This is a genomic window from Nitrosarchaeum sp. AC2 (assembly GCF_013407385.1).
Lineage (GTDB): Archaea > Thermoproteota > Nitrososphaeria > Nitrososphaerales > Nitrosopumilaceae > Nitrosarchaeum > Nitrosarchaeum koreense.
Map to the genome: position 1 here is coordinate 138,819 of NZ_CP030847.1, position 25,310 is coordinate 164,128.

A 25,310-nucleotide genomic window follows, 5' to 3' on the forward strand; every position below is an offset into this window, starting at 1 on the left:
TATTAAGACATTTTGTAAAATAAATGGTATTATACTTAATCCTAATATTTTTAAAGCCATAAAAAATCGATTAAACAACTTGAAACCTTCTCTTGTTGAATATCTAGTTTGTCCTATATGCAGAAAAAATTTCAACATCAAAATAACAAAAAAATCTAAAGGAGAAATTATGGAGGGATATTTGATTTGTATAAATAAACACAAATTTACTATTACAGACGGAATTCCTAGATTTGTCACAGATGCTACAAAGGGTTTTGTAAAAACTGAAGATGCATTCTCATCAAAATGGAAAATATATCATAAATCATATCATGAGAAAAAATGGTTTGAGTTTCAAAGAAATTGGTTTTTAGAAAGGTTTCAATGGGAAACTCTTGAAAGTTTTAATAAATTTCTATTGACAAAACATAATGTTCTTGATGCAGGAACTGGTCTTGGAAATAGTGCAAACTTTCTATCTACCAACAAACAATCACTAGTTTTTGCAATAGATGCTAGCGAATCTGTAAATTTTGCTTATAAAAAATATGGCGGTGCTACAAACATTCATTTTTTGCAAGCAGACTTGCGTCAACTTCCATTTAAAAAGAATTTTTTTGACTATGTCTACTCTGATCAGGTATTACATCACACAAAAAATACTGAAACATCATTCAAATATCTGACAAAATTCCTCAAAAAGGCAGGCCATATTTCGATATATGTTTACAACAAAAAGGCTCCAATAAGAGAATTTGCAGATGACTACATTCGTTCAAAGACTACAAAAATGTCTGTAAATGATTGTGTAGAGTTTTCAAAAGATATGACAATTCTGGGAAAATCATTATCTAATCTAAAAAGGAAGATTATCATACCACGTGACATTAAGCTACTTAACATCAAGGCAGGTACATATGATGTACAGCGATTCATCTATTGGCATTTTTTGAAATGCTTTTGGGCTGAAGATGGAGATTTTGAGAGAAGCGTAGGTGTTAACTTTGATTGGTATTATCCAAAGTTTGCTTATAGACACACTCCTGATGAAGTACGTAAGTGGTATCGTGATACCAAAATAAAAATTACAAGTTTTAAAGAAATTGAAAGCGGAATTAGTGTTACTGGGAAAAAATAAATTTTTTATAAACTTTGTTTATTCTGTTTTTTCATTATGAAAATATATGAACTTGGAAAAACATGTGCAAAATATTTTCTAATTTTATAACCATAACTCTTGAATATACTATATCCAGAATAAACTAACGGACCGTTTGATTCATTGTGAACTACATACCCATAAGAAGCGAACATTTTTGCCCAAGAGTTTTTTGAAAACTTGAAAATTTCAATAATAAAAGATCTTTCTGTTCCTAACGGATGTAAAAATAACAAGTTTTTTAATCTAATTTTTTTATGATTTAATCCGTCTTTACCATCATTTCTTAAATTTTCTTTTGAATTTGATTTACCTGTAATTTTTTTGTACAGTATTTTTGGTAATAATACATAATGCCAAAAATTAGTAATTACTGACCACCAATTTGATGGAACAATGTGTATGGCTAAACCGTCTGATTTTAGAACTCTGTTGATTTCCTTGAATAGTGAATTTTTATCTTTTATATGAGCAATTACATGTGAAGAAAAAACTAAATCAAATGTTTCTGGCTTGAATTCTAACTCTATTGCATTCATTTCTTTTACATCAAAATATGTTGAAGATGGATTGATATCAATTGAAATTACATCAAAACCCCAATCTGTTAAAATTCTTGCAAGATATCCGTCTTTTCCTCCAATTTCTAAAATTTTTTTTATTCTAGCGTCTGATAGGTTTTTTCTAATAGATGACAGTTCCTGATTTCGAATAAATTCAATCCACGTATTTTCATTAATCATTTCTCATCTTATGTGATTTTTTCTATACATGACTAAATCATTAAATATCTTATTTTGAGACATACTTTTTGTCATACTTTAATTAGTATAACTAAAATCTAGAATTAATTTATAGTTGTTTACAGTGATATGAAATTGTTTAAAAAAATCAAATCAAAAATCTCACATTTTCCATATTTCTATCAGTGGATAATTCTTGTAAATATGAATAATGATATTTCCACATCCTTTTTAAAATTTAAGGAGATAATGCCCATAAAAGACAGATTTTGGGCGGATCCATTTGTAGTTTACAAAGATCAGAAACATCATATATTTTTTGAAGAATTTCTGAATTATCAAAATAAAGGACATTTGTCAGTAATGACTGTTGATAATAATGGAAATTATACTAAACCTGTAAAAATTTTAGAACGTGATTATCACTTATCATATCCGTCTATATTTGAATTTCAAAATGAATGGTATCTGATTCATGGAACAATACATAATTCAAAATCTTATGTGGAATTATTCAAGTGTGATAATTTTCCATTTCGTTGGAAGCATGATCGTAAATTAATCATTGATATCCCACTTGTAGATACTACCATGTTTTTTTATAATAAAAAATGGTGGATATTTGCATGTAAAGCCGAAAATAATGGAACATCTCGATCTGAGGAATTGATGCTTTTTTATTCTGATGATCCACTTAGTGCAAATTGGATTCCACACCCTTTGAATCCTATAGTCTCTGATATTAGAAATGCTAGACCTGCAGGAAAAATCTTTGAAATGAATAATAAAATTATTCGACCTGCACAAAACTGTTTTCAAGTATATGGAAACGGACTTTCCTTTAATGAAATAATTAAATTAAATGAAAATGAATATGAAGAAAAACACCTGGAATTCTTCAAGCCTGATTGGAAAAGTGGTCTAATTGGACTTCATACTTTTAATTATGAAAAAGGTTGTACTGTAATTGATGCCAGAATAAAACGAAGTAGACTAAACTAATTAAAGAAAATCCAATTTCAAATCAAATATGATAGTTCAATTGATATACAACATAATAAGAAAAAAATCATGAAACAAAATATTGGCTTTCGAGGATGGTTCTATTTTAGGCAAGGATGGACAACTTATTTTGCTTTCATTTTTGCAGCCATTAACACAATGGTTGTTACATATTATCTAGCAATTGAAAATATTCCTTCTTTAAAGACAATTTTTCCAACATTTTATGTTTATCTAGCTATTACAGCTTCTATTGGTGTTCCGTTGCTGATTTTAGTTGGATATGCACATCAGAAAAAAACTTCGTCATATAAAGCCGAAGCTGATATCTATTATGAATCAAATCCTCATGCACTAAGACAATATAACGATATAGAATTGCTTTTGCAATTAAATCTAAAATTAGTCGATCTCTTACTTTTGGATTATGAAAAAAATAATGTTTCCAATGAAAAATTAGATGAGCTAATAAAATTGAAAAATGAAATAGAAACTTACTTTAATCAAAGAAAAGACAATAAACAAATAGATGTTGCATTATTCAAGAAATTTTCACACTTGAAATAATCAATCTCTAATCAATCTATCATATTCTTCCTTTCCCCATGTACTGATGTTTTTTTCTCTGAATTTTTTTATGTATATTTTTTCAATCTTAAGAATAATAAAACTCATAAACCTATCCAAAATGGATAATTTTCTATCTAGCGTTTTACTTTTCTCAAATACTTTTACAAAAATATTTTCCCAGTCTTTTGATACCAATTCCGGATCAGATATTTTCTTTACATATTCGTATTCCTTTTGTGCTAAATCATCTCTGAATTGTTTTGATTCTACAATCTTATCTATGATATCTGCTATCTCTTGCGGTTCATTTGATTTTGGTAGAAATGGCGGGATTATTTCCTCACCATCAACAATGTTGGGTTTTTTTGGATCCGTATAACAAATCACTGGTTTTTTACAAAATGCAGCTTCTCTTTCTATCCCGCCTTGAACACCTGCTCTCATTTGCCCCATCACTGCGTTCGCTCCTGCAAAATATCTGCCTAATTCTTCTCTTTTAATTAATGGAATGAATCTGACTCTGTCTGATTTTTCATCGATTAATTTTTTATTTATTGAACTTAACTCATCAAATTTTTCAGTGGTTGTATCTTCTATAAACCACTTTACTTGTAATACTTCAAAATCTGATTTACAAAGCTCTATTGCCTTCCAAATCTTATCCATTCCTTTTTCCAATCCAAATCTTTGTGCTGACAAGAAAGTAAATTTTTCTTTTTTAAATTCAATTGGTTGTATTTTTTCATTGAAAAGTTCTGTATCTACAAATATCCTGTCTAATCTGATTGCATCTTTTCTATATTTTTTTAATGGTGTATAATATTCGTCCATAGGTGCTATACATGCAATGGCATTATCTAGTATTTTTTTATAAAAGTTTTTTTCAAAAAAATTATAATTTTTATTTTCTTTTGCAAAAGGTGGATTTGTAATATCTCCTCCGACAAAATACATTATGTAATTTATTCCCGCTAAATATGCAATTCTTGTTCCTGCCCAAGGAACAGCTATGCATAAATCATAGTTATCTTTGATTTTTTTGATTCTTTCTACTTGTTTTGAAATTAATAACGAATCAAAGTATTCTATTCCATCTTTTCCAGTTGTTGTTTTATCTACACCTTTTTTTGGAAAATCTATTAAATGAACTTCTATATTTCTTGCAAATTTTTTCATTAGATAGATATTGCTTGTTGAATCTCCTATTGCCAGAATTTTTAATTTCATCTAAAAGACCTCTTTGTTCATTGTTTACACTACTTTAATTTTTAGTTGTATTATCTTAAGATTTTGAATTATGTATTGTTCAAGTCTTTATGAAATGCTTTATTTAGCTAAATTCTTTCTATTTTGTATGAGAACAAAAAAATTTGAAATTTCAGAACAGTTTTACTCCGACTTGATATCAGTACATAAAAAACGACGAAATGAAGTTAAAAAAAAATGGAACCGAGTTTTACCTTTTAATGAATTAATATCTGACAGATGGGAAAAAGCCAAATTTTTGAATGGATTGCATGGTAGTAGCATATATGATAACAGTTATGTATTTGGCAAGGTTTCTATTGGAAAAAATACTTGGATAGGTCCTTACACTATACTTGATGGCAGTGGTGGAAAACTCTCCATAGGTGATTTTTGTAGTATTAGTAGCGGAGTTCAAATCTATACTCATAACACAGTAAAATGGGCTGTAAGTGGTGGAAAAGCTGAATACGAAAAAAAATCTGTCAGGATAGGTGATAATTGTTACATTGGTCCTTACTCGGTAATTAGTATGGGATCTAGTATTGGAAAAGGAAGTGTTATTGGAACATCAAGTTTTGTTAATACTGTAATTCCTCCTTATTCAATTGCGTTTGGTTCTCCAGCAAAGATTGTAGGTAAAGTTAAAGTCAAAGGAAAAAATGTAGAGTTTGAGTATTTTAAAAAATAATTTTATAATTTCATTCTACCAATAACTAATAATATCCTAAAACATTAGATTAGAAATGGGAGTATTTGATCAAAAAATACAATGGGTTGATCCAATTACCAATGAAACTTTAAACTCTGATGGGCATTACCTTGTTTCAAATCATTCATCATATTCTATATTCAATGGCATACCAAATTTTGTTGATAATGTAAATGATCAAACCCAAAAACAAGTTCAAGAATCATTTGGAGAAAAGTGGTCACAAAGTGATTTTGGACAAAATGATGCTGAATTTGAAGAAAAAATTAAACCTGTTTACCTAGAAATGATGGGTCTTGAAGAATCTGATCTAGCTGTTTTTAATAATAAAATTATTCTTGAAGTAGGAATTGGAAGTGGTTCATCATCAAGATTGTGGGGACCACAAGCCAAAGAATTTCATGGAGTAGATATTTCAAAAGCAGTTTATCGTGTTCAAACAAATTTAAAAAAATTAATTTCAAATCCTATTCTTTCTCAGGCTGACATCAACAAACTCCCTTATCTTGACGAAAGTTTTGATGTTGTTGTTAGTAATGGTGTATTTCACCATACACCTGATACAAAATTAGCATTAAAAAATTCCCTAAAAAAATTAAAAATTGGCGGGTTTTGTATTTTTTATATATATAAAAAAAATCACCCATTAGAGAATTTTCAGACGACTATATTCGTTCAAAAATTTCTGATTTATCTTATAATGATGCATGGGAAAAAATTAAGCCTCTTACCGATTTTGGAAAGTTACTACATGAAAAAAATATTCAAATTACTATACCGTTTGATATAGAATTGTTGGGAATAAAAAAAGGAACATATGATCTACAGAGATTTTTTTATGATTATTTTTTCAAATGTTTTTGGAAAGATTCATGGGGATATGATTATTCTAATCTTGTTAATATTGATTGGTATCATCCAAAATATTGTTGGAGACATTCAAAAGATGAAATACAGTCATGGTGTGCTGAGTTTAATCTAAATATTAAATATATCAAAGAACTAGAAAGTGGTTATGCATGTTATGTTGTAAAAACTTCTAGTATAACCTGAAACAATAATTACTTCATTGAAATAAGAAAAATAGTTGCAAATTAACAAAAACCAAATTCGTAATTATCTTACAATTAGATATGATCCTCTGATAAATTCCCCGCATTTAGCAACTTGGAACGATTTTGAAACTCAAACTTCTGATCCACATGGGCTTGTGACTGAAAATCTTCTTACTCTCTCTTTAAAAAATTCTATCCCTGATGACAATAAATCAATAGCAATCTCGCTAAGTAGTGGAATTGATTCTTCAATATGTTTAGCAATACTACGAAAAACGTTTCCCAAAAGAAAAATAATTGCTATATGTGGAGTTTTTGAAAATGGCTTTGATGAATCGATTGAGGCAAAAAAAATTGCAGACAAATTCTCTGCCGAATTCAAAGTACTTCATATGGGTTCGATGTTTACAAACATGCCCGAGATCATCTCTATTTCCAAGAGGCCCAGATGGAATACTTACACTCATCTTGTTGCCAAAGAAGCTAAAAAGAAAGCAAATTTTTTGGTGACTGGTGATGGCGCTGATGAACTATTTGGTGGATATGTTTTTCGATATCATAAATTCAATCAACTTTTAAAGTCAAAGGATCAATGGCTAGAAAAAACTAAAAAATATCTAGAGTGTCATAATCGAGATTGGGTTCCGGATCAAAATAATTTGTTTGGTAAATGTATCAAGTTTAATTGGAATGAAATTTACAATTATTTCAAACCTTATTTTCATAATGCTCTAGATCCTATTTCTCAGGTAATGCTAGCTGATTTTAATGGAAAATTGTTATTTGATTTTATACCTACTGGGAAAGCAATATCTGATTATTACAAAATCAAAAACATTCCAATATTTTTGGATAAATCTTTGATAACTTTTGCACAAAAACTACCATTACATCAAAAATATGACAACAAAACTAACAGAGGAAAATTAGTGTTAAGAGCAATATCAAAAAGGTTAGGGATAAATCATATTGAAGAAAAAAAAGGTTTTTCACCTAGTTTGCTTTTTGATTGGCAGAAAAATGGTAAAGAAATATGTCAGTCATTCTTATTAAATAAAAATTCTCAGATATATAAAAAAAATCTAATCAATTATGACTGGACTGTAAAAGCATTTGATAAAATTGAATTTGATGGAGACATAAGGTATTTGAATAGACTAATTTCTATACTTGCTTTAGAAATATGGATTAAAATTTTTGTAACAAACGAATTAAAAAGTACTAAAAAATTAATCTAACATTAATCATTTAGTGTCTTATTGATTATCCTGAAAATATTTTCTTGATCTTCCCGTGTCAAATTTTTGTGAAGCGGAAGTGTCAATGCGTTATTAAATAATTTTGCCGAGTTTTCTAAATTGCCCACCTTTTTCATATTCTTGTATGCTGGTTCCAAATGCAATGCATATGTGCCAATTTGGCTTTGAATATTTTCATCAGCCAATGCCTTTCTTATCTTGTCTCTGTAACCGTCTTTTTGCACGTAACAAGTGTATGATTGAAATGTCTGTCTTGTATTCTTGCCTACATATGCTGGTTTGATATTTCCAATTTTTGATAATAATTCTTGATAAATTTTTGCCTTTTGAATCCTGTCTTCAATTATTTTTTCAATTTTCTTCATCTGAACTAGCCCGATGGCGCTTAACACATTTGATAATTTGTAATTGGTTCCTATAGTTTCAAACGAAGTACCCTTTGCTCCAAAATGCTTAAAGGAATAACACTTTTCTGCAATTTCATCGTTATCTGTAGTTATCATGCCGCCCTCTCCAGTTGTAATTACTTTTCTTGGATGGAAACTAAAACAAGAATAATCTGCAATCTTTCCAACATAATCCTCGCCAATTTTTGCACCTAAACTACAAGCAGAGTCTTCCAGACATTTCAAATCTAGTTTTTTTGCCTTTTGATAGATTTCTTTTTCTAATGGAACTCCAGCCCATGAAACTGGACTGAAAACGCTCATTTTTTCATCATATGCTTCCTCCAGAATATCTGCAGTCATATTCATGCTATCCAAATCCACATCTGCAAGTACTGGAATTCCACCCGCCAAAACTACTGCTTCGGCAGTAGCAGGGTACGTGTAATCTGGAACAATTACTTCTTGTCCTTTAATATTCAAACATTCCAATACCGTATGAAGTCCTGTAGTGCATGAAGTAACTGCTATTGCGTGTTTTACTCCCACATAGTTTGCAACCATATCTTCAAATTCTTTTGTAGTGCTTCCCTCTGTTAGAAAACCTGTAGCCATTACTTTTCTGATCTCGTTTATCTCATCCTCTCCTACATCGGGAACAGCTAGTGGTATGAGTTTCTTTTCAGTCACTAATTTGGGATTTTTGCTCTCTCGTATTAAGGTATTTTTTAGCAAGCTTTTTTAGAATATGAGGCAGGGTTTTTGTTGATGAAAATACTGATAATGGGCTCAGAAGGATTTGTAGGAAAAAACTTGGTCAAGGGGTTGTCTGAAAAACATGATATCTATACATCTGATCAACTTGACTCTACTGATCAAAATTATTCTAAATGTGATATTACAAATTACGATTCAGTGGAAAAAATAGTTAGAGATGTAGATGCTGTAATTCATCTGACTGCTCATTCTTTAGTTTCTTCTCTTGATGGTTCTATTACCAATGCTAGAGTTAACATCATGGGATTGCTCAATTTACTTGAAAGCTGTAGAAAAAATTCAGTTCCTAAAGTGATTTTTACTTCTGCTTCCTCTCTTGTAGGTGAGCCAAAATCTTTTCATGTAAATGAAGATCATACTCCAAAACCTAAAACAGCATATGGGATAACAAAATTAACGTCTGAACATTATCTGCGTCTATATCATGAGCTGTATGGTATAGATTACACTGTGTTTAGATTTTTTAATATTTATGGACCATTTCAAAAAAACGGATTAATCCCATCTATTTTTAATAAAATTCAAAACAATGACTCTATTACAATTTTTGGGAAAGGAGATCAAGTTCGTGATTATGTTTACATTGAAGACATTCTTCCATTTTTTGAACAAGCGGCTTCCTCAGAAATTGGAAAAAATAAGGTTTTCAATATGGGAACTGGAAAAGGCAGTACCATACTAGAAATTGTAAAAAACATGTCTGAAATTCTTAAAATTGAGCCAAAAATTGAGTACCAACCTGTCAGACCAGGTGAGATAGGTAATTTTGTGGCCGATACAACTCTATTGCATGAAACGTTTGGTAAAACCCCTTCAACAGATGTTAAAATTGGTCTCAGTAAAACAGTTGATTGGCTAAAAAATAACTCATGATTACTTTTTTGATTAAAATTTTTGAAATGACATAATTAAATTAGTACTTTATTTACTCGTGATTGTAATTGACTAAACAAATTTTATCCAAAGAAGTTTTTGCAATATATGGGCTTGGTAATGTTGGTGGTTCTATAGCTGCTGTTTGGCTTAGAGCAGGTGCTAAAGTTATTGGTGTTGATATTTCTAAAACCCTTTTAGCTGAAATTAAAGATGGTGTTTCTCATAAGAAAGAACCTTTCTTATCTGAAACTTTTTCAAAATCCATTAAAAACAAGTCGTTTTTTCTAACTTCTAATGGAATTGACGCATCAAAAAGATCTTCAATCAAAATTATCGTAGTTCCAGTAGGATTGAAAAACAAAAAGGTGGATCTTAGTTCTGTAATCCAAGTAACCAAAAATATATCCAAAGGCCTCAAAAAAGGTGATACTGTAATTTTATCTCCGTCTGTTCCGCCTGGAACTACAGAAAAAATAGTCTTGCCAATTCTTGAAAAAGAAAGCAAACTAAAAGGCGAAAAAGACTTTTACCTCATTTACAATCCTGAAAGAATTTTTGAAGGAAGAGCAGTTAAAGATATTGAAGAAAACTATCCTGCCGTAATCTCTGGACTTGGACCCAAGAGTTTGAAGATTGCTGAAAATCTATTTGGGATTATTTCTAAAAAAGGAGTTTTAAAAATGCCTACTTTAGCAGAAGCTGAAGCTGAAAAATTATTTGAGGGAGCATATAGGGATGTAAACATTGCACTTGCAAACGAATTAGCAGAATATTGTGAAAAAATTGGAATTAATTTTTGGGAAACTCGTAAAGGTGCAAATTCTCAGCCTTTTTGTCATTTGCATTATCCTGGTACCGGTGTAGGCGGTCTGTGCATTCCGGTTTATCCACGCATAATTATAGAAAACGCATCAAAATTTGGCAAGACAATGAGTCTTTTAGAATACTCTAGAAGAATCAATGATAACATGCCCAAAAAATGTGTTGATGATGCCATCAAAATGCTCTTAAAAAATAAAATTAAACCTAAAAATGCAAAGATAGCTGTTCTTGGATTGGGTTTTAGAGGCGAAGTTACAGATACAAGATTGTCTCCTACATATGATGTTGTAAATGAATTTCTAAAAAAAGAATGTACAGTAACTGTTCATGATCCGTATATCTTTGAAGACACAAAACTGCCAAAATCAGTTTCTCTTACAAAAGATCTTGTAACTGCTACCAAGAATGCAGATTTAATTTTCATTTCATCAGATCATAAAATTTATTCTAAACTTGATTCAAAATCATTTTCAAAAGGAAAAAAATTGATTTTGTTTTTTGACGGACGAAATGTTCTCAATTCAAAGTTATTTTCAGCTGGTATGCTCAATACAATTGGAATTGGTAAAAACTGATTTTTATTGTTGTTTTTGATCAGGGATTTTTTCATAATTTATTCTGAAAAGTTTAAAGTAAATGTCGTGTCCTTTTTCTTTTGAATCATATTCTTTAGTTAAATAATCATATTTTTCTTCATTTTCAAATACGTCGTTTAGAAATGCTGGGCTGTTATCTTCTTTTACTACTATATGGGTTATTTTTTCAACTAAAAAGGATCTTCCGAACCTATCTTCATGATATCCACTTGATGTTAATAATTCCTCCATAGAATTTGTTCCTCTTATCTGTACTATTGCTGTATTTGTTGATATTTCTGCCCAAGTCCTTGGAAAATTATTCATTTGACTAATTCCAGCAGAGAAAACATACGATGATTCTGGTTCAAAATTATTTACTACTGCATTTGAAGGGATCATCTCTTTCATAATCTCATATACTGCACTCTCATGTTCTCTGTCAATATCTTTCCAAATTAGAAATAATGGAGAAGAAATTACAATCAACACAACTAAGCAAATTAGCGAAATTTTAAAAAATTTATTCTTATTTTCATATATCCATCTAAAAAGAAATAACGCTAGTAATGCAAAAATTGGATACAAAGGAAACAGATATCTTGTATCTGACGCAAATGAAAATGCATAGACTGCTGGTAAGAGAATAAAAAAGCCAATACTGAGCACAAATTTGGCAATCTTTCTATCTTTAACCATTAATACAAATCCAATTGGGACAACAAAGATCAACATTGGAATTTGAGACCATCCAAGAAACTTGAATGTGTTTATCAAACCTTCAGAAACAAGATTAATTGTACCACCATACATTTTAGTTTCCGGACTACCTGTCAACTCCTCAGTACTAACACTAACTCGGGACCAAAAATTATCTGAACCAGATTCCTCCGTTCTCAAAATTCCCACTGCTGAAACAATTAAAATAAAAATTAGTACTGAAACTGAAATGTGAAAAATTTTTCTTTGTTTATTGAATTTTTTAGAAAAAACACGAAAATAAATGCAGGCAATAAAAATAGCCCTTCAATTCTTACTGTAGATGCTAACGCAATTGCTATAAAAGCCAAATAATTTTTCTTATAACTCGAACTTAATATGAGAACCATCCCGATAACTATCAACAAAATGTATAACGGATCCGTAATTCCAAAAGTTGAGTTTTGAATTATTCTTGGTTCAAAGACAAAGATTAAACTTCCCAATAATGCAAATTTTTCATCAAAAAATTTTCTGCAAAGAAAATAAATAGGAATTGCAGTTAGTGAGGAAATCACAACTGATAAAATTCTCTGCAATGCCATATAGTCCAAAAAATTACCTGAATTATACAATGAAAAGAAAAAACTTACAAAAAGTGGCCAACCGTTATTGGAAACTTGCATAGATGAGTTTTGTCCTAAGCTATGATCTATGGCATACATAAAATATGCAAAATTATCTGAATTCAATGGAATTTCAAATGGAACAAAAAGAAATCTAATTGTTATTCCAATTGCAATAATTGTAGGTAAAACTATGATTGGGTTTTTGATAGTGGGATTTTTTGCATATTTTAAATTCAATATACTCAATTTAGTTGATAGGCTTAATATGGATAATTTGAATCCATAAAATTAAATTAATTATGCTATTTATTCAAGGAAAAACTATGGAATTCGTTTTTTTAATTAATTTAATGATTTATTCAAAATAATCTCGAATGATGTTTAAATAATGATTAGATTCTGTTTTAATTATGAAATATAAGCAGATTCTACTTACCCGTCCACCTACAGGGTCAAATGCTTTACAAGGCGGCTCTGATGCAGATCCTCATCCACAACCTCCATTGGGCTTGGCTTATCTTGCGGGAGTTCTTGAAAGACTACCAGATGTAAATGTTTTAGATATTCTTGATGGTAATTTCTCAAAAAATTATGTTTACGATGTAAAAATGGCAGTAAAAAAACATAATCCTGATCTAGTTGGATTTAGTGCATTTACCCCTTTTGCAAATCCTGCTTTGGAAGCTGCAACTGCTGTAAAAGAAGTCAACCCGTCAATTCTTACCGTTTTAGGAGGACCCCATGCTGTTTTAGCTGATGTTACTATGAGAAAATGCCCTGCATTAGATGTAATCGTATATGATGAAGGTGAAGGACAAATTGAAGAAATTGTTAGTGGAAAAGCTCTCTCTGATGTAGCTGGCTTGTTTATTAGAAAAGAAGGAAAAGTAGTACCAACAGCACCGCGATCATACATAGATAATATGGATTCATTGCCATACCCTGCTTATCATAAATTGCCACATTTTCCTGATGGTTATCACCCACACCCTCCAAAGAGTACTGGAAAAAAGTGGTCTAGTATAATGTGGTCTCGCGGTTGTCCATTTTTCTGCAATTACTGTAACAGAGAAAATAGTTTTGGATTAAAATTTAGAAACCAGTCTCCTGAATATGTTGTTGATCATATCAAATATCTTCATTCAGAATATGGAATTGAAGAATTGACTTTCTATGATGATGTGATGTCTCTTAATAGAAAAGCAACCATGACATTGATGAAGGCGATGAATCCTGAAAAACTAGGCTTCAAGCTAGATTGGGACGCTGAAACTCGTGTAGATCTAGTTGACAAAGAATTGCTATTGGAAATGAAAAAAGCAGGATGCAGGATGATCTCTTATGGAATAGAACACGGCGTATTCATTCATGAAATTAAAGGTGGCAGAGCAACCCTCAAGCAAGCCGAAGATGCTGTAAAGTGGACACATGAGGCTGGAATTCAGACTGTTGGATATTATATGATTGGGTTGCCACAAGAAACAGAAGAGACAATCAAGAAAACAATCGAGTTTGCAAAAAAATTAGATTGTACATATGCACAGTTTGCAATAACTATGCCGTTTCCTGGTAACAAGCTGTATGATGAAGCCATAAAGTCTGGCTTGATTCAACTAGATGATACTTGGGACAAGTTTGTCTATGCAGGTGTTGGTTCTGGTGGAATTCAAGCTCCAGTTTTAACTACAAATGCATTATCTGCCAAAGATTTAGCATATTGGGCAAAAAGGGCATACCGTGAATATTACTTCAGACCTTCTTACATACTCAAAAAACTACTTAGTGTTAGAAGTTTCAAAGATTTTGCAATGTATTACAATGGTTACAAGATGTTGAAAAAAGATACCAAGTGATTAATTTGAAAATTACTGTAGGGATTCCGGCGTATAATGAAGAAAAAAATATTGCTTCAATAATTGAAAATTTAAACAAAATTGCAGATACAGTAATTGTTTGCAATGACGGTTCTAGTGATAATACTGGAAGAATAGCTGAAAAAATGGGGGCAATTGTAATTAATCATGAAAGAAATCTTGGATATGGTGGCGCCATACGATCACTCTTTCTTAAAGCTAGAGAACTAGAAAGTGATGTTCTAGTTACAATGGACTCTGATGGTCAACACAGAATCTCTGATGTATTGCCTGTTGCAGAACCAATAATTAAAAACCAGGCAGATCTAGTTATTGGTTCAAGATTCCTTGAGGGAAATCAGGAGAACATTCCAAAATACAGGAAAATTGGGATAAAAATGATAACTAAACTTGCTAATGCTTCCTTAGAAGAATCCGTCACTGATTCTCAAAGTGGTTTTAGAGCATACAGCAAAAACGTTCTTTTGACAATTACTCCGTCAGAGCAAGGTATGGGAGTGTCCAATGAAATTCTTATGAAAGCAAGTAAAAGCGGGTTTAAAATTGCCGAGGTGCCAATAGTTGTATCATATGAAGGCAGAACCTCTACACAACATCCCGTTTCGCATGGCGTATCTGTAACACTTAGTACGCTAAAATTTATCTCAATTGAGCATCCTTTGAAATTCTATGGAATTCCAGGGCTAATTTTTTTCGGAATAGGGTTGATATTTACAATTATGACTATTCAGGGATTCACAGAAACAAGACAAATTCTGTTGAGTGCTGCAGTAATTGGTGTTGGCACAATAATCTTTGGCACAGTTTTACTTATGACTTCTATCATTTTATATTCAATAGTAAATCTTGTACGAGAAAACTCTTCAAAGTGATTTTATGAAAATTCTTGTTACTGGTGGAGCTGGCTTTGTAGGTTCACATCTGACTGAATTATTGGTTTCAAAGAATCATTTTCCAATAATCGTTGACAATCTAAACAGTGGTCTTTACTCTAATATCAAAAAATTCGTAGACAGAAAAAAAGCTCAATTCATCAAATATGATATTCGAAATTTCAAAAAAATCATGAAGCTTCCTAAAGTTGATGCGGTAATTCATTTGGCAGCAATAGCCAGTGTAGTGGAATCAATAAGTAATCCAATTTTTGTAAATGATGTAAATGTTAATGGTACTTTGAATGTCCTTGAATTTTGTAGAAAAAAGAAAATCAAAAAACTTGTTTTTACATCATCTGCGGCAATCTATGGAGATTATGAGAAAAAAATCACCGAAACATCACCCACAATTCCTACTTCTGTTTATGGTTCTACCAAGCTGACCGGTGAGCAATACTGTAAAATTTACTCGGATCTGTTTGGAATCAACATTACGGCATTAAGACCATTTAATATCTATGGGCCACGTCAAAATAATGCATACGCCGGAGTGATCTCCAAATTCATGGATAGGTTAAACGAAAACAAGTCTCCCATAATATTTGGAAACGGAAAACAGACAAGGGACTTTATTCACGTTGATGATGTTGCACGAGCGTTTTATTTGGCTTTAAAATACAAAAAGAAATCTTTTGATGTCTTTAACTTGGCAACTGGAAAATCTACCTCAATTAATGAACTGTCTGAAATTTTCCTCTTAGCTGCAAACAAGCCAGGACTAAAAACAATACACAAAAAATCCATTCCTGGCGTAGTTGTTCACAGCTCCACAAATCCAAATAAAATCAAACAAAACTTGCACTTTACACCAACTATTGGTCTTAAAGATGGAATCACAAGGTTTGTAAAATCTCAAACCTATTCAAAATTATAATAAATCAGCAAATTTAAGACTGACCTATTTTTACTTGTGTTGATTAACAGTGAATATACTTGCAATTGGTGCACATTGGGATGATATTGAACTCGGATGTGGTCTTACTCTAAAAAAGTTAAGGGAAAAAGGCCATAATATTTTCTCAGCAGTTGTATGTAGCTCTCAATATGGTAAAGATGAGAATGAAGGAATGAAAGAATCAGAGGCATTAGCATACGGATTAAAATCGTTTGAACTTATTGGTGCAAATTACGTTCCGACTAATAAAGAGCCTAACAGTAAACTAGTGTATAATAAAAAAATAATGCAGATCTTTGAAGGAATTGCAAACACCAAAAAAATTGATGCTGTTTTTACTCACTGGTTTGGGGACCTTAATACAGATCATAAGGCAACTTGGGAAATATCTAGAACAGCATTTCGAAATGTAAAAAATTTTCTGATGTATCAATCCAATTCTTATAGTGATAATGTAAATATTTTTACGCCAAACTTATTTTTTAGCTTTAATCAAGAATCATATCTCTTTAAAGAAAAAATACTCTCTCAATATGTATCTGAGTGGACTCGTAGAGAAATCAGATGGAAAAGAGAAATATTTGAAAGGGAGCGATACTGGGGTCATATTTCTGGTAATGATTATGCTGAGGGATTCCAAATAGGAAAAGTTGTGGATTTTTTTGTGTAATGTGTTTTGAGGAATAATTTTGGCCAACAAAAATATTAATCATGAAAAAATTCTCATTGGAAAAAACTGTAAAATTAGTGATAATGTAACTCTTGTTGGAAATATTAGAATCGGTAATAACTGTAAAATTGGAAATAATGTATTTTTAAAATCTGTTTCACTTGATGATAATACTATTGTAGAAGATAATTCTATTTTGGGTTATGGTAATATTACTGGACATTATTATAATCCAAAACAGTCTCACGAAAATGACTCTCTAAAAAAAGATACATATCAAATAAAAATTGGAAAAAATGTTTTGATTCGAACAGGAGTTACAATCTATCTTGATGTAAATATTTCTGATAATTGCTGGATCAATCACAACGCAATTATTCGAGAAAATGTGACTATCTCTGAAGATACGACTATTGGTTCAAATACAATTTGTGAAAATAATGTTTCGATAGGAAAAAGATGTGCTATTCATAATAACACAATGATTTGTGCAGAAACGATGATTGAATCATATGTGTTTATTGGACCTGGTGTGACTTTCACAAACAATTCCCCAATTGGACATTTACGTAATGTTCCCTCTACAATTAGAGGCGCAAAATTACGATTGGGTTGTGCTATAGGTGGTGGCGTTACTGTTTGCCCTGGAGTTGAAATAGGGCATGAGGCAATTATTGCAGCTGGTGCTATAGTTACCAAAGATATTCCCCCAAGAATAATCGTTGCAGGAAATCCTGCTAAAAAAATAAAAGATGTTGATTCTCAAAGTTTCATTAAAGAGGACATTCGTAAACAATATGGAATTTAGCTAAAACATTTGCTACTATACATTACACAAAATACTATAAAACGACAGATTTCTTTACTAAAACATGAATATTTTAATAATTCATGAAGTCGATTGGTTAAAGAAAGTTACGTATGAAATTCATCATTTATCAGAGCTCTTTTCTTTAAAGGGTCATAATGTTTATGCAATAGATATTCCAGATCCAGGAAAATTATCATTAAATAAAGAAATTGCATGCGACATAAACAACTATCATAGAATATATGAAAAATCATCTGTTAAACTTCTAAGAACTCCTGTAATACCAATTAAAGGTCTGAATCGAATTTCTGCATATTTTACATCATATGGTTTTATTAAAAAAACTTTGCAAGATTACAATATTGATATTGTCTTATTGTATTCCATTGTAACAAACGCAAAGGCTACCATAAAAGCATGTAAAGAATCAGACATTCCTATAATCCACAGAACATTTGATGTTGTTCATGATTTAATTGATGAAAAATACTTGAAGAATATAGTTTTAAAATTTGAAAAATCAGCATATCCCGAATTTGATGAAGTGATCGCAAACACTCCGTTTATGAAAAAATGGTCTGAGGATATGAAATCAAAACATGTAATCATAATTTCCCAAGGAGTTGATCCAAATATAATGAAACCCTTACCTAAAGATTTAGAACTGCAGAAAAATCTCCAAATTTCTAACCAAGATCGAGTTGTAATGTATCTGGGCAGTATACACTCAATTTCAGGATTACCTGTAATCCTAAATTCGATTCCTAAAATTATCCAAAAAATCCCTCATTTCAAATTGCTTGTTGTAGGTGGAGGAGCACATCTTGAAAATCTCAAAGAGATCTCAAAAAAATTAGGAATACAGGACAAAGTTGTTTTTACAGACTATGTGCCTTACTTGCATATTCCTCGATATTGCAGTCTTGCAGAGTTATGCATTAATCCATTTGAAATTACTGACATGACAAAAAAATTATCCCCAGTTAAGATTTTTGATCTTTTGGCTTGTGGTAAACCAATTTTGGCGACTCCTTTGGAAGGGTTATTGTATGATTTTCCAGAGGAATCAAAAATATTGATTTATGCTAATTTGGAGCAATTCGAGTCTGAAATAATATCACTGCTTAATAACAAATCTTTAGAAAGTTTTGGGAGGAAAGGTAGGCAATATGTTGAGGCTAACTATACTTGGGAAAATGTTGCAAATAGATTTTTAAAAGAATTTGAAACTTTTCTGAACTAGCATGTTTTATCAATAACTTTTTAATTCACGTATAATGAAAGCCGATATCTAATGAAAATAATGTCTATTTTTGGAACAAGACCTGAAATAATCCGTTTAAGTAGAATATTCACATTATTGGATAAAAATTTTGAACATGTAATGGTCAACACAAGTCAAAATTACACTAGGGAATTAAATTCAGTTTTTTTTGAAGATCTAAATATTAGAAAACCTGATTATGATTTAAAAGTAAACACTGAGGCATATGGGATAGAAGTAGCTGATGTCATTGTTAAAACAGAAAAACTTCTAAAAAAGGAAAATCCAGACATATTGTTAATTCTAGGTGATACTAACAGCGGGCTTTCTGCAATTCCAGCTGCACATCAAGGAATAAAAATCGCTCATCTAGAAGCAGGCATGCGAAGCTATGATCTTAGAATGCCTGAAGAAAAAAATCGTGTCATGATTGATCATCTCTCTACTGTATTATTACCATACACTCATTATTCTCGAGAAAATCTAATCCGGGAAAATATTCATCCCAGCAAAATCTTTGTTGTGGGTAATCCAATAATTGAAGTGATAGATCATTACATGCCTAAAATTGAGAAAAGCAAAATATTTCAAAAACTAAAAATCAAAAAAATGAATACTTTTTGGTCACAGCACACAGAAGCGAAAATGTTGATAATATAAAATCATTAAAGAATATTTTTTCTGGCCTTGAAAAAATTCACAGAAAATTTGGCAAAAAAATCATTTACCCTATCCATCCTCGAACAACTAGTAAAATAAAAAATATTGAGATTCCAAAAGGAGTGCAACTAATTGATCCTTTGGGATTTTTTGATTTTACTTACCTGGAAAAAAATGCTTTTTGTTTACTTACAGATTCTGGAACGGTTCCTGAAGAGACACTTTATTTCAAGAAACCATGTGTAACAATAAGGGAAAGCACCGAAAGGCCAGAAATCATTGAAGCAGGATCTAACATATTGTCTGGATTAGAGCCTGAAAACATACTACGAGCTACAGAATCCATTACTTCTGGAAAACCAGATTGGCAATGGAATGAGGCACTTGGTGACGGAAAGACTGCAAGAAAAGTCATCAATATTTTACACGGAAAACTTTACTGAACATTTTTTATACCTACAATCTGGTAATATTCTAAATGACTGTATTGATTACTGGAGTTACTGGAGTACTAGGTTCTGAATTAAAAAAATTATTTCCAAATTCTATTTCACCTGAACACAAAGATTTTGATATATGTGATAAAAATCAGGTTAATGCTCTTTTCAACAAAGAAAAATTTGATCTGGTAATTCATACTGCTGCATACACAACAGTACGAGGATGTGAAGAAAATAAAGAATTAGCAATGAAAGTAAATGTGGAAGGAACAAAAAATTTGGTCAATGCAATATTAAAATTTTCTCCAAATACCAAATTTGTTTACATAAGTACAGCTTGTGTTTTTGATGGACACTCAGAAATGTATACAGAAAGTTCAATACCATACCCTGAAAATTTTTATGCTTTGACTAAATTATTGGGAGAATATGAAACACAAAAGATCTCCAATCATATTATATTGAGAACAAATTTTGTTGGAAAGAAAAAATGGCCATATCCGGGTGCATTTACAGATCGATTTGGAACGTATATCTTTGCAGATAAAGTTGCATATGGAATTAAAGAAATTTGTGAAAGTAATTTAGAGGGTATAGTCCATATTGTTGGAGACAAGAAAATTTCAATGTTTGATTTAGCAAAAATAACAACTTCTGATGTAAAACCAATTACAATTAATGATTATTCTGGTCCTAAATTAACAATGGATATGAGTTTAGATACAATAAGATGGAAAAAATACTCTCTTGACTGAATTCTGATTTTATGTTTATTTTAATGTTGAATTTATTTGAAATAATTGGTGAAAAAACATGAAAATTCTAATGGTTGTCACAGGTTTAAATGTTAAAACAGGTACTTATGAAGTAATTAGAAACGTTACACATCAACTAATAAAAAAACATGAAATAACAATTTTGACAGATAATGTTGAAGTCGATGATATTCAATATACTCATATAATTAAATTACAAGCAATATCAATACCGTTTATTCAATATCGTTTTATGCCTAAATTAATTACACTTATACAAAATCATCAATTAGATAACTATGATATAATACATGTTTTTGAATATCCTCTTTTTGTAACTGATTACATTACCTTGATGAAAAATAAAATTAAACCGCCTGTGATAATCAGTTTGCACGGAACACTAAACCAATATGGTAAATTTCCACTTAATCTAATTAAAAATATTCACAATAAATTTATGGTGAGATTTCAAGATTGTATAGATTTATTCCTTGTTTCTTCACTTGCAGAAAAACGGCAAGTAGATAAATTCAACATTCCTGAAGAAAAAATACAAATTCTTGAACCTGCTATGAGATTGTTTTCTGTTGAAAAAATTGTCTCAGATAGAAAAAATATACTTTATGTTGGCAGATTAGGTCTAACTAAAAATATAGATCTTTTAGTCAGTGCTTTTGCAAAAATTAAAACTAAAAATGTAGATCTAATTATAGCTGGACAAGATTTTGGAGCCTTAACCCAACTTAAAAGCCTTGTAAAAAGACTAGGCATTGAAAATAATGTATTCTTTAAGGGTTGGATTTCTGAGAAGGACAAAATTGAATTATTATCTAAATCTACCCTGTTTGTTCATCCTTCTTTAGAAGATGTCTTCTTACTTTCGCTTTTAGAAGCAGCTGCAATTGGTATTCCATGTATTGCATTTGATGTTGGTTCAAACTCTGAAATTCTTGAAGATATGGTCACTGGTATAATTGTTAAGAAAAAAAATCCTGATGGATTGGCAGAAAAATTAGATCTGTTACTATCTGATTCAGAACTATATGAAAAAATTTCTATTAACTCAAAAACTAAATTACCTGAAAAATTTAATTGGGAAAAAACTGCTAAAAATTAGAAGAATATTATATCCAAGTATTTACCTATAAAAAATTTCAAAATTAAATTTATTTTATTTTTTTGTTTTTTTAATAATTACTTTGGAGTCTTCTCCTGATGTTGCTGCGTCCCAAGGAAATTGCTCTCCTTTTAACCATCTTTCCCATCTTTTGATGTCTTCTTCGACCATCAATTTTATAAGTTTCTTGAATTTAGTTTTTGGAGACCATTTAAGTTTCTTTTCAGCTTTTGAATAATCTCCTTTCAAATCTGGTACATCATATGGTCTTAACTTCTGTTTTGCCTGTTTTATTTTTGAAGTAGAAATTCCTGCAATTTTACATGCTTCTTGAACAAGTTCTCTTACAGAATGACTCTCATTTGTTGCTAAAACATAATCATCAGGATTTTTTTGTTGTAACATCATCCACATTCCTTCAACAAATTCTGGTGCATATCCCCAATCTCTTTTTGCATCTAAATTACCTAAATACAATTCATTTGATAATCCTAAGGAGATTTTTGCAACGCCATTTGAAACATGTCTTGTAACAAACTCAAGACCTCTTATGGGTGATTCATGATTAAATAAAATCCCATTTGAAGCATGAATTCCATAAATTTTTCTATACATGTTAACCATCCAAAACGCATAAACTTTAGCTACACCATATGGACTAACTGGATGAAAAGGGGTTTTTTCATTTTTTAATGGTGTTTTTTCAACACCAAACATTTCACTTGAAGATGCCTGATAAAATTTAATTTTTTTATTAAATTTGTTTAATTGTTCTAAAATCCTAACACATCCAAAACCAGTCATATCCCCAGTGTAAAGTGGTTGATTAAAAGATACATCTACAAAACTCTGAGCTGCCAAATGATATATTTCATCAGGATTTGATTTCTCCAAAGCCTGCGCAACAGAACTAGAATCTACAATATCTCCCGGAATTAACTCTACCTTGTCAAAAATTTGTAAATAATGTAATCTCCAAAAATTAGGAGTTGATAGTCTTCTATAAGTACCAAAAACCTTGTATCCTTTATTATGTAAAAATTTTGCCAAGTATGCACCATCTTGACCTGTAATTCCTGTTATCAATACACGTTTCATAATTTTTGTTAAAACTCACCAAATTTAAACAGTTAATGTATCTATCTCTAAAGTATTAATGCCTATTAAAAAATCCGTTTTTATGGAACCAATTGTTATTTCTGGATCAAATGGATTTTTAGCTTCTCATTTATCTCAATTCTTTATAAAAAATCATACAAAAACATACGGAATTTATCGTGGCTCTTCACAAATTTCTGGTGTAGAAAAAATTCATGATGATATTTTATCAATAGAAAATATGCCTGATGATGTTTCAACCATACTTCATTTTGCCGCATTAACTGATATTGAATATTGTGAAAAAAATCCAAATGAGTGTTTTGAAATTAATGTTAATGGTACAAAAAATATGTTGGATTTAGCACGTAAAAATGATTCAAAATTTGTTTTTGCAAGCTCTAGTCATGTTTATGGAAAACCAGACTCTCTTCCCATTGACGAAAATTTTCCATTAAATCCCATTTCAATTCATGCTAAAAGCAAAGTTGAGGCAGAACTACTATGCGAAGATTTTGCAAAATTATATGGTTTAAAAATTATTATTCTTAGAACATTTTCAATTTATGGACCTAGAAGTCCTTTATATTCAATAATTTATCGTATTATTAATCAAATTTTGAACAATCATAAAATGATTTTGGGAAATCTTCAAACTAAAAGAGATTTTCTTTACATATCTGATTTTTTATCTGCGATAGATTTTTTACTTAAAATAAATCTTAGTGGATGCCAAAAATTTAACATTGGATATGGTGAAAGTTTTTCCATTGAAGATTTATGCAACAAACTTTTTAAAATTTCTCAAAAAAAACTCCCTCTAGAATCAGATTTGACTTTAATCCGAAATAACGATATTGAAGAATTAGTATGTAATAATTTTAAACTTAAACAATTTGGATGGATTCCAAAACTTTCCATTGATGAGGGATTAAAACAAACATTTCAATGGTTTAAATCAAAGCACAAATCAAATTCTAAATCTTTCTTGAATAATTCATAATATTCATAATGAGGTTCAAATTCAATTAAAAAAGATTGAATCTTAAATCAAGAGAATCTTGTAGGATATGTAATTCAAAAAATCTAGTCACTATTCTTAACTTGGGTGATCAATATTTTGCTGGATATTCCCCAAAATCTAACGATGTAGTTCCTTTCAAGGAAAAAATACCACTTGAATTAGTTCGATGTGATAAATCCGTTAATCCTAATGCGTGTGGACTAGTCCAACTTAGGCATACAACTCCTCCCAATCTAATGTATGATCGATATTTTTATCGTTCTGGTATAAACCAAACAATGACTAAGAATCTTAATGAAATCGTAAAACAGGCTATTTCAAAAGTGAAGTTGGAATCAAATGAACTTGTGATAGACATTGGCTGTAATGATGGTACTTTATTACAAAATTATAAAGAATTACCAATAAGATCAGTAGGTTTTGATCCTGCTAAAAATATGCTACAATTTTCAAAACAAAGTGGAGCAACAATAATTACTGAATTCTTCTCTTCTGATGAATTTATAAAACATTTTGGAAATGAAAAAGCAAAAATTATTACAAGTATTGCAATGTTTTACGACTTAGAAAATCCAAATACATTCGTTGAAGATATTTCTAAAATTCTACATCCTGATGGAATTTGGATACTTGAACTATCTTATCTTCCTTTAATGCTATCTCAAAACGCTTTTGATACTATTGTTCATGAACATTTGGAATATTATCATCTTAATGTCCTAGAATTTCTTTTATCAAAATTTGATTTGAAAGTAGTAGATGTTCAATTGAATGATATTAACGGTGGTAGTTTTCGTGTTTTTGTTCAACATAAAAATAAACTAATTAGTCTTGATTCATTAAAACATATTGTAGAACTACGTGAAAAAGAGAACAATCTTCACCTTGATACAAACCATCCATTTGATTCTTTTATCACAAGAGTAAATAATGAAAAAGATAAACTTGTTACATTCATCCAAAATGAAGTTTCTATTGGAAAAATTATACACTGTTATGGTGCATCTACCAAAGGTAATACATTACTGCAATTTTATAATCTAGACAACAAATTAATCCAATTTATAGCTGACAGAAATCCTGACAAATGGGGTAGACGAACTATTGGAACCGATATTCCTATAATTTCTGAAGAAGAGTCTCACTCACTTAATCCTGATTATTACTTGATTCTTCCATGGCATTTTATCGACGAATTTCATAAACGAGAACAAAATTATATAAAAATGGCGGTAAATTAATCGTACCACTTCCTCAATTCAGAATAATTGAA

At 30.5% G+C, this 25,310-nt stretch carries 27 protein-coding genes; 21 read left to right on the forward strand and 6 right to left on the reverse strand.

The features are described 5' to 3' along the window. The first annotated feature begins 79 nt into the window (after positions 1 to 79). Positions 80 to 1,120: a methyltransferase domain-containing protein gene (locus DSQ20_RS00690; protein WP_179365656.1), complete on the forward strand. Its 1,041-nt coding sequence runs from the start codon at positions 80 to 82 to the stop codon at positions 1,118 to 1,120. Between the two features lie 5 nt (positions 1,121 to 1,125). Here DSQ20_RS00690 and DSQ20_RS00695 read toward each other — a convergent pair whose 3' ends face one another. Then, complete coding sequence (locus DSQ20_RS00695) at positions 1,126 to 1,884, reverse strand: bifunctional 2-polyprenyl-6-hydroxyphenol methylase/3-demethylubiquinol 3-O-methyltransferase UbiG (RefSeq protein ID WP_179365657.1); 759 nt, start codon at positions 1,882 to 1,884, stop codon at positions 1,126 to 1,128. Between the two features lie 129 nt (positions 1,885 to 2,013). Here DSQ20_RS00695 and DSQ20_RS00700 point away from each other — a divergent pair, with 129 nt between their 5' ends. Both DSQ20_RS00700 and DSQ20_RS00705 read left to right on the forward strand, forming a co-directional pair. After that, positions 2,014 to 2,886, forward strand: coding sequence for a hypothetical protein (locus DSQ20_RS00700; protein WP_179365658.1), 873 nt, complete (start codon positions 2,014 to 2,016; stop codon positions 2,884 to 2,886). 69 nt (positions 2,887 to 2,955) lie between these two features. Further along, positions 2,956 to 3,453 carry a hypothetical protein gene (locus tag DSQ20_RS00705; RefSeq protein ID WP_179365659.1) on the forward strand — a complete coding sequence of 166 codons (498 nt, stop codon included), beginning with the start codon at positions 2,956 to 2,958 and terminating at the stop codon, positions 3,451 to 3,453. Here DSQ20_RS00705 and DSQ20_RS00710 read toward each other — a convergent pair whose 3' ends face one another. Next, positions 3,454 to 4,683, reverse strand: coding sequence for a glycosyltransferase (locus DSQ20_RS00710; RefSeq protein WP_179365660.1), 1,230 nt, complete (start codon positions 4,681 to 4,683; stop codon positions 3,454 to 3,456). Between the two features lie 127 nt (positions 4,684 to 4,810). Here DSQ20_RS00710 and DSQ20_RS00715 point away from each other — a divergent pair, with 127 nt between their 5' ends. From DSQ20_RS00715 to DSQ20_RS00730, 4 genes are read left to right on the forward strand one after another with little or no spacing between them, the layout of a single operon-like run. Continuing rightward, positions 4,811 to 5,392, forward strand: coding sequence for a DapH/DapD/GlmU-related protein (locus DSQ20_RS00715; protein WP_179365661.1), 582 nt, complete (start codon positions 4,811 to 4,813; stop codon positions 5,390 to 5,392). Between the two features lie 55 nt (positions 5,393 to 5,447). After that, positions 5,448 to 6,203, forward strand: a complete 756-nt coding sequence (locus DSQ20_RS00720; protein ID WP_179365662.1) for a class I SAM-dependent methyltransferase — start codon at positions 5,448 to 5,450, stop codon at positions 6,201 to 6,203. A 2-nt stretch (positions 6,204 to 6,205) separates the two neighbouring features. Next, a complete protein-coding gene (locus tag DSQ20_RS00725; protein ID WP_179365663.1) occupies positions 6,206 to 6,466 on the forward strand; it encodes a hypothetical protein in 261 nt (86 codons plus the stop codon). 34 nt (positions 6,467 to 6,500) lie between these two features. Next, entirely contained in the window at positions 6,501 to 7,706 is a 1,206-nt protein-coding gene (locus DSQ20_RS00730; protein ID WP_179365664.1) for an asparagine synthase C-terminal domain-containing protein, read from the forward strand. 2 nt (positions 7,707 to 7,708) lie between these two features. Here the strand turns inward: DSQ20_RS00730 and DSQ20_RS00735 are convergent, their stop codons facing one another. Next, entirely contained in the window at positions 7,709 to 8,803 is a 1,095-nt protein-coding gene (locus DSQ20_RS00735) for a DegT/DnrJ/EryC1/StrS aminotransferase family protein (protein WP_179365665.1), read from the reverse strand. Between the two features lie 78 nt (positions 8,804 to 8,881). On the opposite strand from DSQ20_RS00735, the gene DSQ20_RS00740 reads away from it, so the two are divergent. After that, positions 8,882 to 9,763 (forward strand): NAD(P)-dependent oxidoreductase, encoded by an 882-nt coding sequence (locus DSQ20_RS00740; protein WP_179365666.1) that lies wholly within the window; start codon positions 8,882 to 8,884, stop codon positions 9,761 to 9,763. A 68-nt stretch (positions 9,764 to 9,831) separates the two neighbouring features. Continuing rightward, complete coding sequence (locus DSQ20_RS00745; RefSeq protein WP_179365667.1) at positions 9,832 to 11,163, forward strand: nucleotide sugar dehydrogenase; 1,332 nt, start codon at positions 9,832 to 9,834, stop codon at positions 11,161 to 11,163. 3 nt (positions 11,164 to 11,166) lie between these two features. On the opposite strand, the gene DSQ20_RS00750 is transcribed toward DSQ20_RS00745, so the two are convergent. Beyond that, complete coding sequence (locus tag DSQ20_RS00750) at positions 11,167 to 12,063, reverse strand: hypothetical protein (protein WP_179365668.1); 897 nt, start codon at positions 12,061 to 12,063, stop codon at positions 11,167 to 11,169. A 32-nt stretch (positions 12,064 to 12,095) separates the two neighbouring features. Next, on the reverse strand, positions 12,096 to 12,728 hold the full coding sequence (locus DSQ20_RS00755; RefSeq protein WP_179365669.1) for a glycosyltransferase family 39 protein: 633 nt from the start codon (positions 12,726 to 12,728) through the stop codon (positions 12,096 to 12,098). Between the two features lie 173 nt (positions 12,729 to 12,901). On the opposite strand from DSQ20_RS00755, the gene DSQ20_RS00760 reads away from it, so the two are divergent. The 10 genes from DSQ20_RS00760 to DSQ20_RS00800 all read left to right on the forward strand — a co-directional run bounded on the left by DSQ20_RS00760 (position 12,902) and on the right by DSQ20_RS00800 (position 21,915). Beyond that, on the forward strand, positions 12,902 to 14,344 hold the full coding sequence (locus DSQ20_RS00760) for a B12-binding domain-containing radical SAM protein (protein WP_179365670.1): 1,443 nt from the start codon (positions 12,902 to 12,904) through the stop codon (positions 14,342 to 14,344). Next, positions 14,341 to 15,237 (forward strand): glycosyltransferase family 2 protein, encoded by an 897-nt coding sequence (locus DSQ20_RS00765; protein WP_255458278.1) that lies wholly within the window; start codon positions 14,341 to 14,343, stop codon positions 15,235 to 15,237. Before DSQ20_RS00760 ends, DSQ20_RS00765 begins: the two co-directional genes overlap by 4 nt. Before the next feature lie 4 nt (positions 15,238 to 15,241). After that, complete coding sequence (locus DSQ20_RS00770; RefSeq protein ID WP_179365672.1) at positions 15,242 to 16,174, forward strand: NAD-dependent epimerase/dehydratase family protein; 933 nt, start codon at positions 15,242 to 15,244, stop codon at positions 16,172 to 16,174. A gap of 49 nt (positions 16,175 to 16,223) precedes the next feature. After that, a complete protein-coding gene (locus DSQ20_RS00775) occupies positions 16,224 to 16,865 on the forward strand; it encodes a PIG-L deacetylase family protein (protein WP_179365673.1) in 642 nt (213 codons plus the stop codon). Between the two features lie 19 nt (positions 16,866 to 16,884). Continuing rightward, positions 16,885 to 17,673: an N-acetyltransferase gene (locus DSQ20_RS00780; protein WP_179365674.1), complete on the forward strand. Its 789-nt coding sequence runs from the start codon at positions 16,885 to 16,887 to the stop codon at positions 17,671 to 17,673. Positions 17,674 to 17,737: 64 nt separating this feature from the next. Further along, positions 17,738 to 18,919, forward strand: coding sequence for a glycosyltransferase (locus tag DSQ20_RS00785; RefSeq protein ID WP_179365675.1), 1,182 nt, complete (start codon positions 17,738 to 17,740; stop codon positions 18,917 to 18,919). Positions 18,920 to 18,970: 51 nt separating this feature from the next. Continuing rightward, entirely contained in the window at positions 18,971 to 19,600 is a 630-nt protein-coding gene (locus DSQ20_RS10500; protein ID WP_255458279.1) for a UDP-N-acetyl glucosamine 2-epimerase, read from the forward strand. Beyond that, the gene (locus tag DSQ20_RS10505; protein WP_255458280.1) at positions 19,561 to 20,043 is read left to right on the forward strand and encodes a UDP-N-acetylglucosamine 2-epimerase; all 483 of its coding nucleotides are present in this window, start codon (positions 19,561 to 19,563) and stop codon (positions 20,041 to 20,043) included. The genes DSQ20_RS10500 and DSQ20_RS10505 overlap by 40 nt, the downstream gene beginning before the upstream one ends. 35 nt (positions 20,044 to 20,078) lie before the next feature. Further along, on the forward strand, positions 20,079 to 20,795 hold the full coding sequence (locus DSQ20_RS00795; protein ID WP_179365676.1) for an NAD(P)-dependent oxidoreductase: 717 nt from the start codon (positions 20,079 to 20,081) through the stop codon (positions 20,793 to 20,795). Positions 20,796 to 20,853: 58 nt separating this feature from the next. Further along, positions 20,854 to 21,915: a glycosyltransferase family 4 protein gene (locus tag DSQ20_RS00800; RefSeq protein ID WP_179365677.1), complete on the forward strand. Its 1,062-nt coding sequence runs from the start codon at positions 20,854 to 20,856 to the stop codon at positions 21,913 to 21,915. Positions 21,916 to 21,969: 54 nt separating this feature from the next. Here the strand turns inward: DSQ20_RS00800 and DSQ20_RS00805 are convergent, their stop codons facing one another. Continuing rightward, on the reverse strand, positions 21,970 to 23,013 hold the full coding sequence (locus tag DSQ20_RS00805) for a GDP-mannose 4,6-dehydratase (protein ID WP_179365678.1): 1,044 nt from the start codon (positions 23,011 to 23,013) through the stop codon (positions 21,970 to 21,972). 82 nt (positions 23,014 to 23,095) lie between these two features. On the opposite strand from DSQ20_RS00805, the gene DSQ20_RS00810 reads away from it, so the two are divergent. Both DSQ20_RS00810 and DSQ20_RS00815 read left to right on the forward strand, forming a co-directional pair. Next, positions 23,096 to 24,016, forward strand: coding sequence for an NAD(P)-dependent oxidoreductase (locus DSQ20_RS00810; protein WP_179365679.1), 921 nt, complete (start codon positions 23,096 to 23,098; stop codon positions 24,014 to 24,016). A 35-nt stretch (positions 24,017 to 24,051) separates the two neighbouring features. Further along, entirely contained in the window at positions 24,052 to 25,278 is a 1,227-nt protein-coding gene (locus DSQ20_RS00815; protein ID WP_179365680.1) for a class I SAM-dependent methyltransferase, read from the forward strand. The last annotated feature ends 32 nt before the right edge of the window (positions 25,279 to 25,310 follow it).

What these genes read in the sequence shown, in the direction of transcription:
- DSQ20_RS00695 (WP_179365657.1), bottom strand. Translation starts at nt 1,884, where the DNA reads ATGATTAATGAAAATACGTGGATTGAATTTATTCGAAATCAGGAACTG.
- DSQ20_RS00700 (WP_179365658.1), top strand. Translation starts at nt 2,014, where the DNA reads ATGAAATTGTTTAAAAAAATCAAATCAAAAATCTCACATTTTCCATAT.
- DSQ20_RS00705 (WP_179365659.1), top strand. Translation starts at nt 2,956, where the DNA reads ATGAAACAAAATATTGGCTTTCGAGGATGGTTCTATTTTAGGCAAGGA.
- DSQ20_RS00710 (WP_179365660.1), bottom strand. Translation starts at nt 4,683, where the DNA reads ATGAAATTAAAAATTCTGGCAATAGGAGATTCAACAAGCAATATCTAT.
- DSQ20_RS00715 (WP_179365661.1), top strand. Translation starts at nt 4,811, where the DNA reads ATGAGAACAAAAAAATTTGAAATTTCAGAACAGTTTTACTCCGACTTG.
- DSQ20_RS00720 (WP_179365662.1), top strand. Translation starts at nt 5,448, where the DNA reads ATGGGAGTATTTGATCAAAAAATACAATGGGTTGATCCAATTACCAAT.
- DSQ20_RS00740 (WP_179365666.1), top strand. Translation starts at nt 8,882, where the DNA reads ATGAAAATACTGATAATGGGCTCAGAAGGATTTGTAGGAAAAAACTTG.
- DSQ20_RS00760 (WP_179365670.1), top strand. Translation starts at nt 12,902, where the DNA reads ATGAAATATAAGCAGATTCTACTTACCCGTCCACCTACAGGGTCAAAT.
- DSQ20_RS00770 (WP_179365672.1), top strand. Translation starts at nt 15,242, where the DNA reads ATGAAAATTCTTGTTACTGGTGGAGCTGGCTTTGTAGGTTCACATCTG.
- DSQ20_RS00785 (WP_179365675.1), top strand. Translation starts at nt 17,738, where the DNA reads ATGAATATTTTAATAATTCATGAAGTCGATTGGTTAAAGAAAGTTACG.
- DSQ20_RS10500 (WP_255458279.1), top strand. Translation starts at nt 18,971, where the DNA reads ATGAAAATAATGTCTATTTTTGGAACAAGACCTGAAATAATCCGTTTA.
- DSQ20_RS00795 (WP_179365676.1), top strand. Translation starts at nt 20,079, where the DNA reads ATGACTGTATTGATTACTGGAGTTACTGGAGTACTAGGTTCTGAATTA.
- DSQ20_RS00800 (WP_179365677.1), top strand. Translation starts at nt 20,854, where the DNA reads ATGAAAATTCTAATGGTTGTCACAGGTTTAAATGTTAAAACAGGTACT.
- DSQ20_RS00805 (WP_179365678.1), bottom strand. Translation starts at nt 23,013, where the DNA reads ATGAAACGTGTATTGATAACAGGAATTACAGGTCAAGATGGTGCATAC.
- DSQ20_RS00810 (WP_179365679.1), top strand. Translation starts at nt 23,096, where the DNA reads ATGGAACCAATTGTTATTTCTGGATCAAATGGATTTTTAGCTTCTCAT.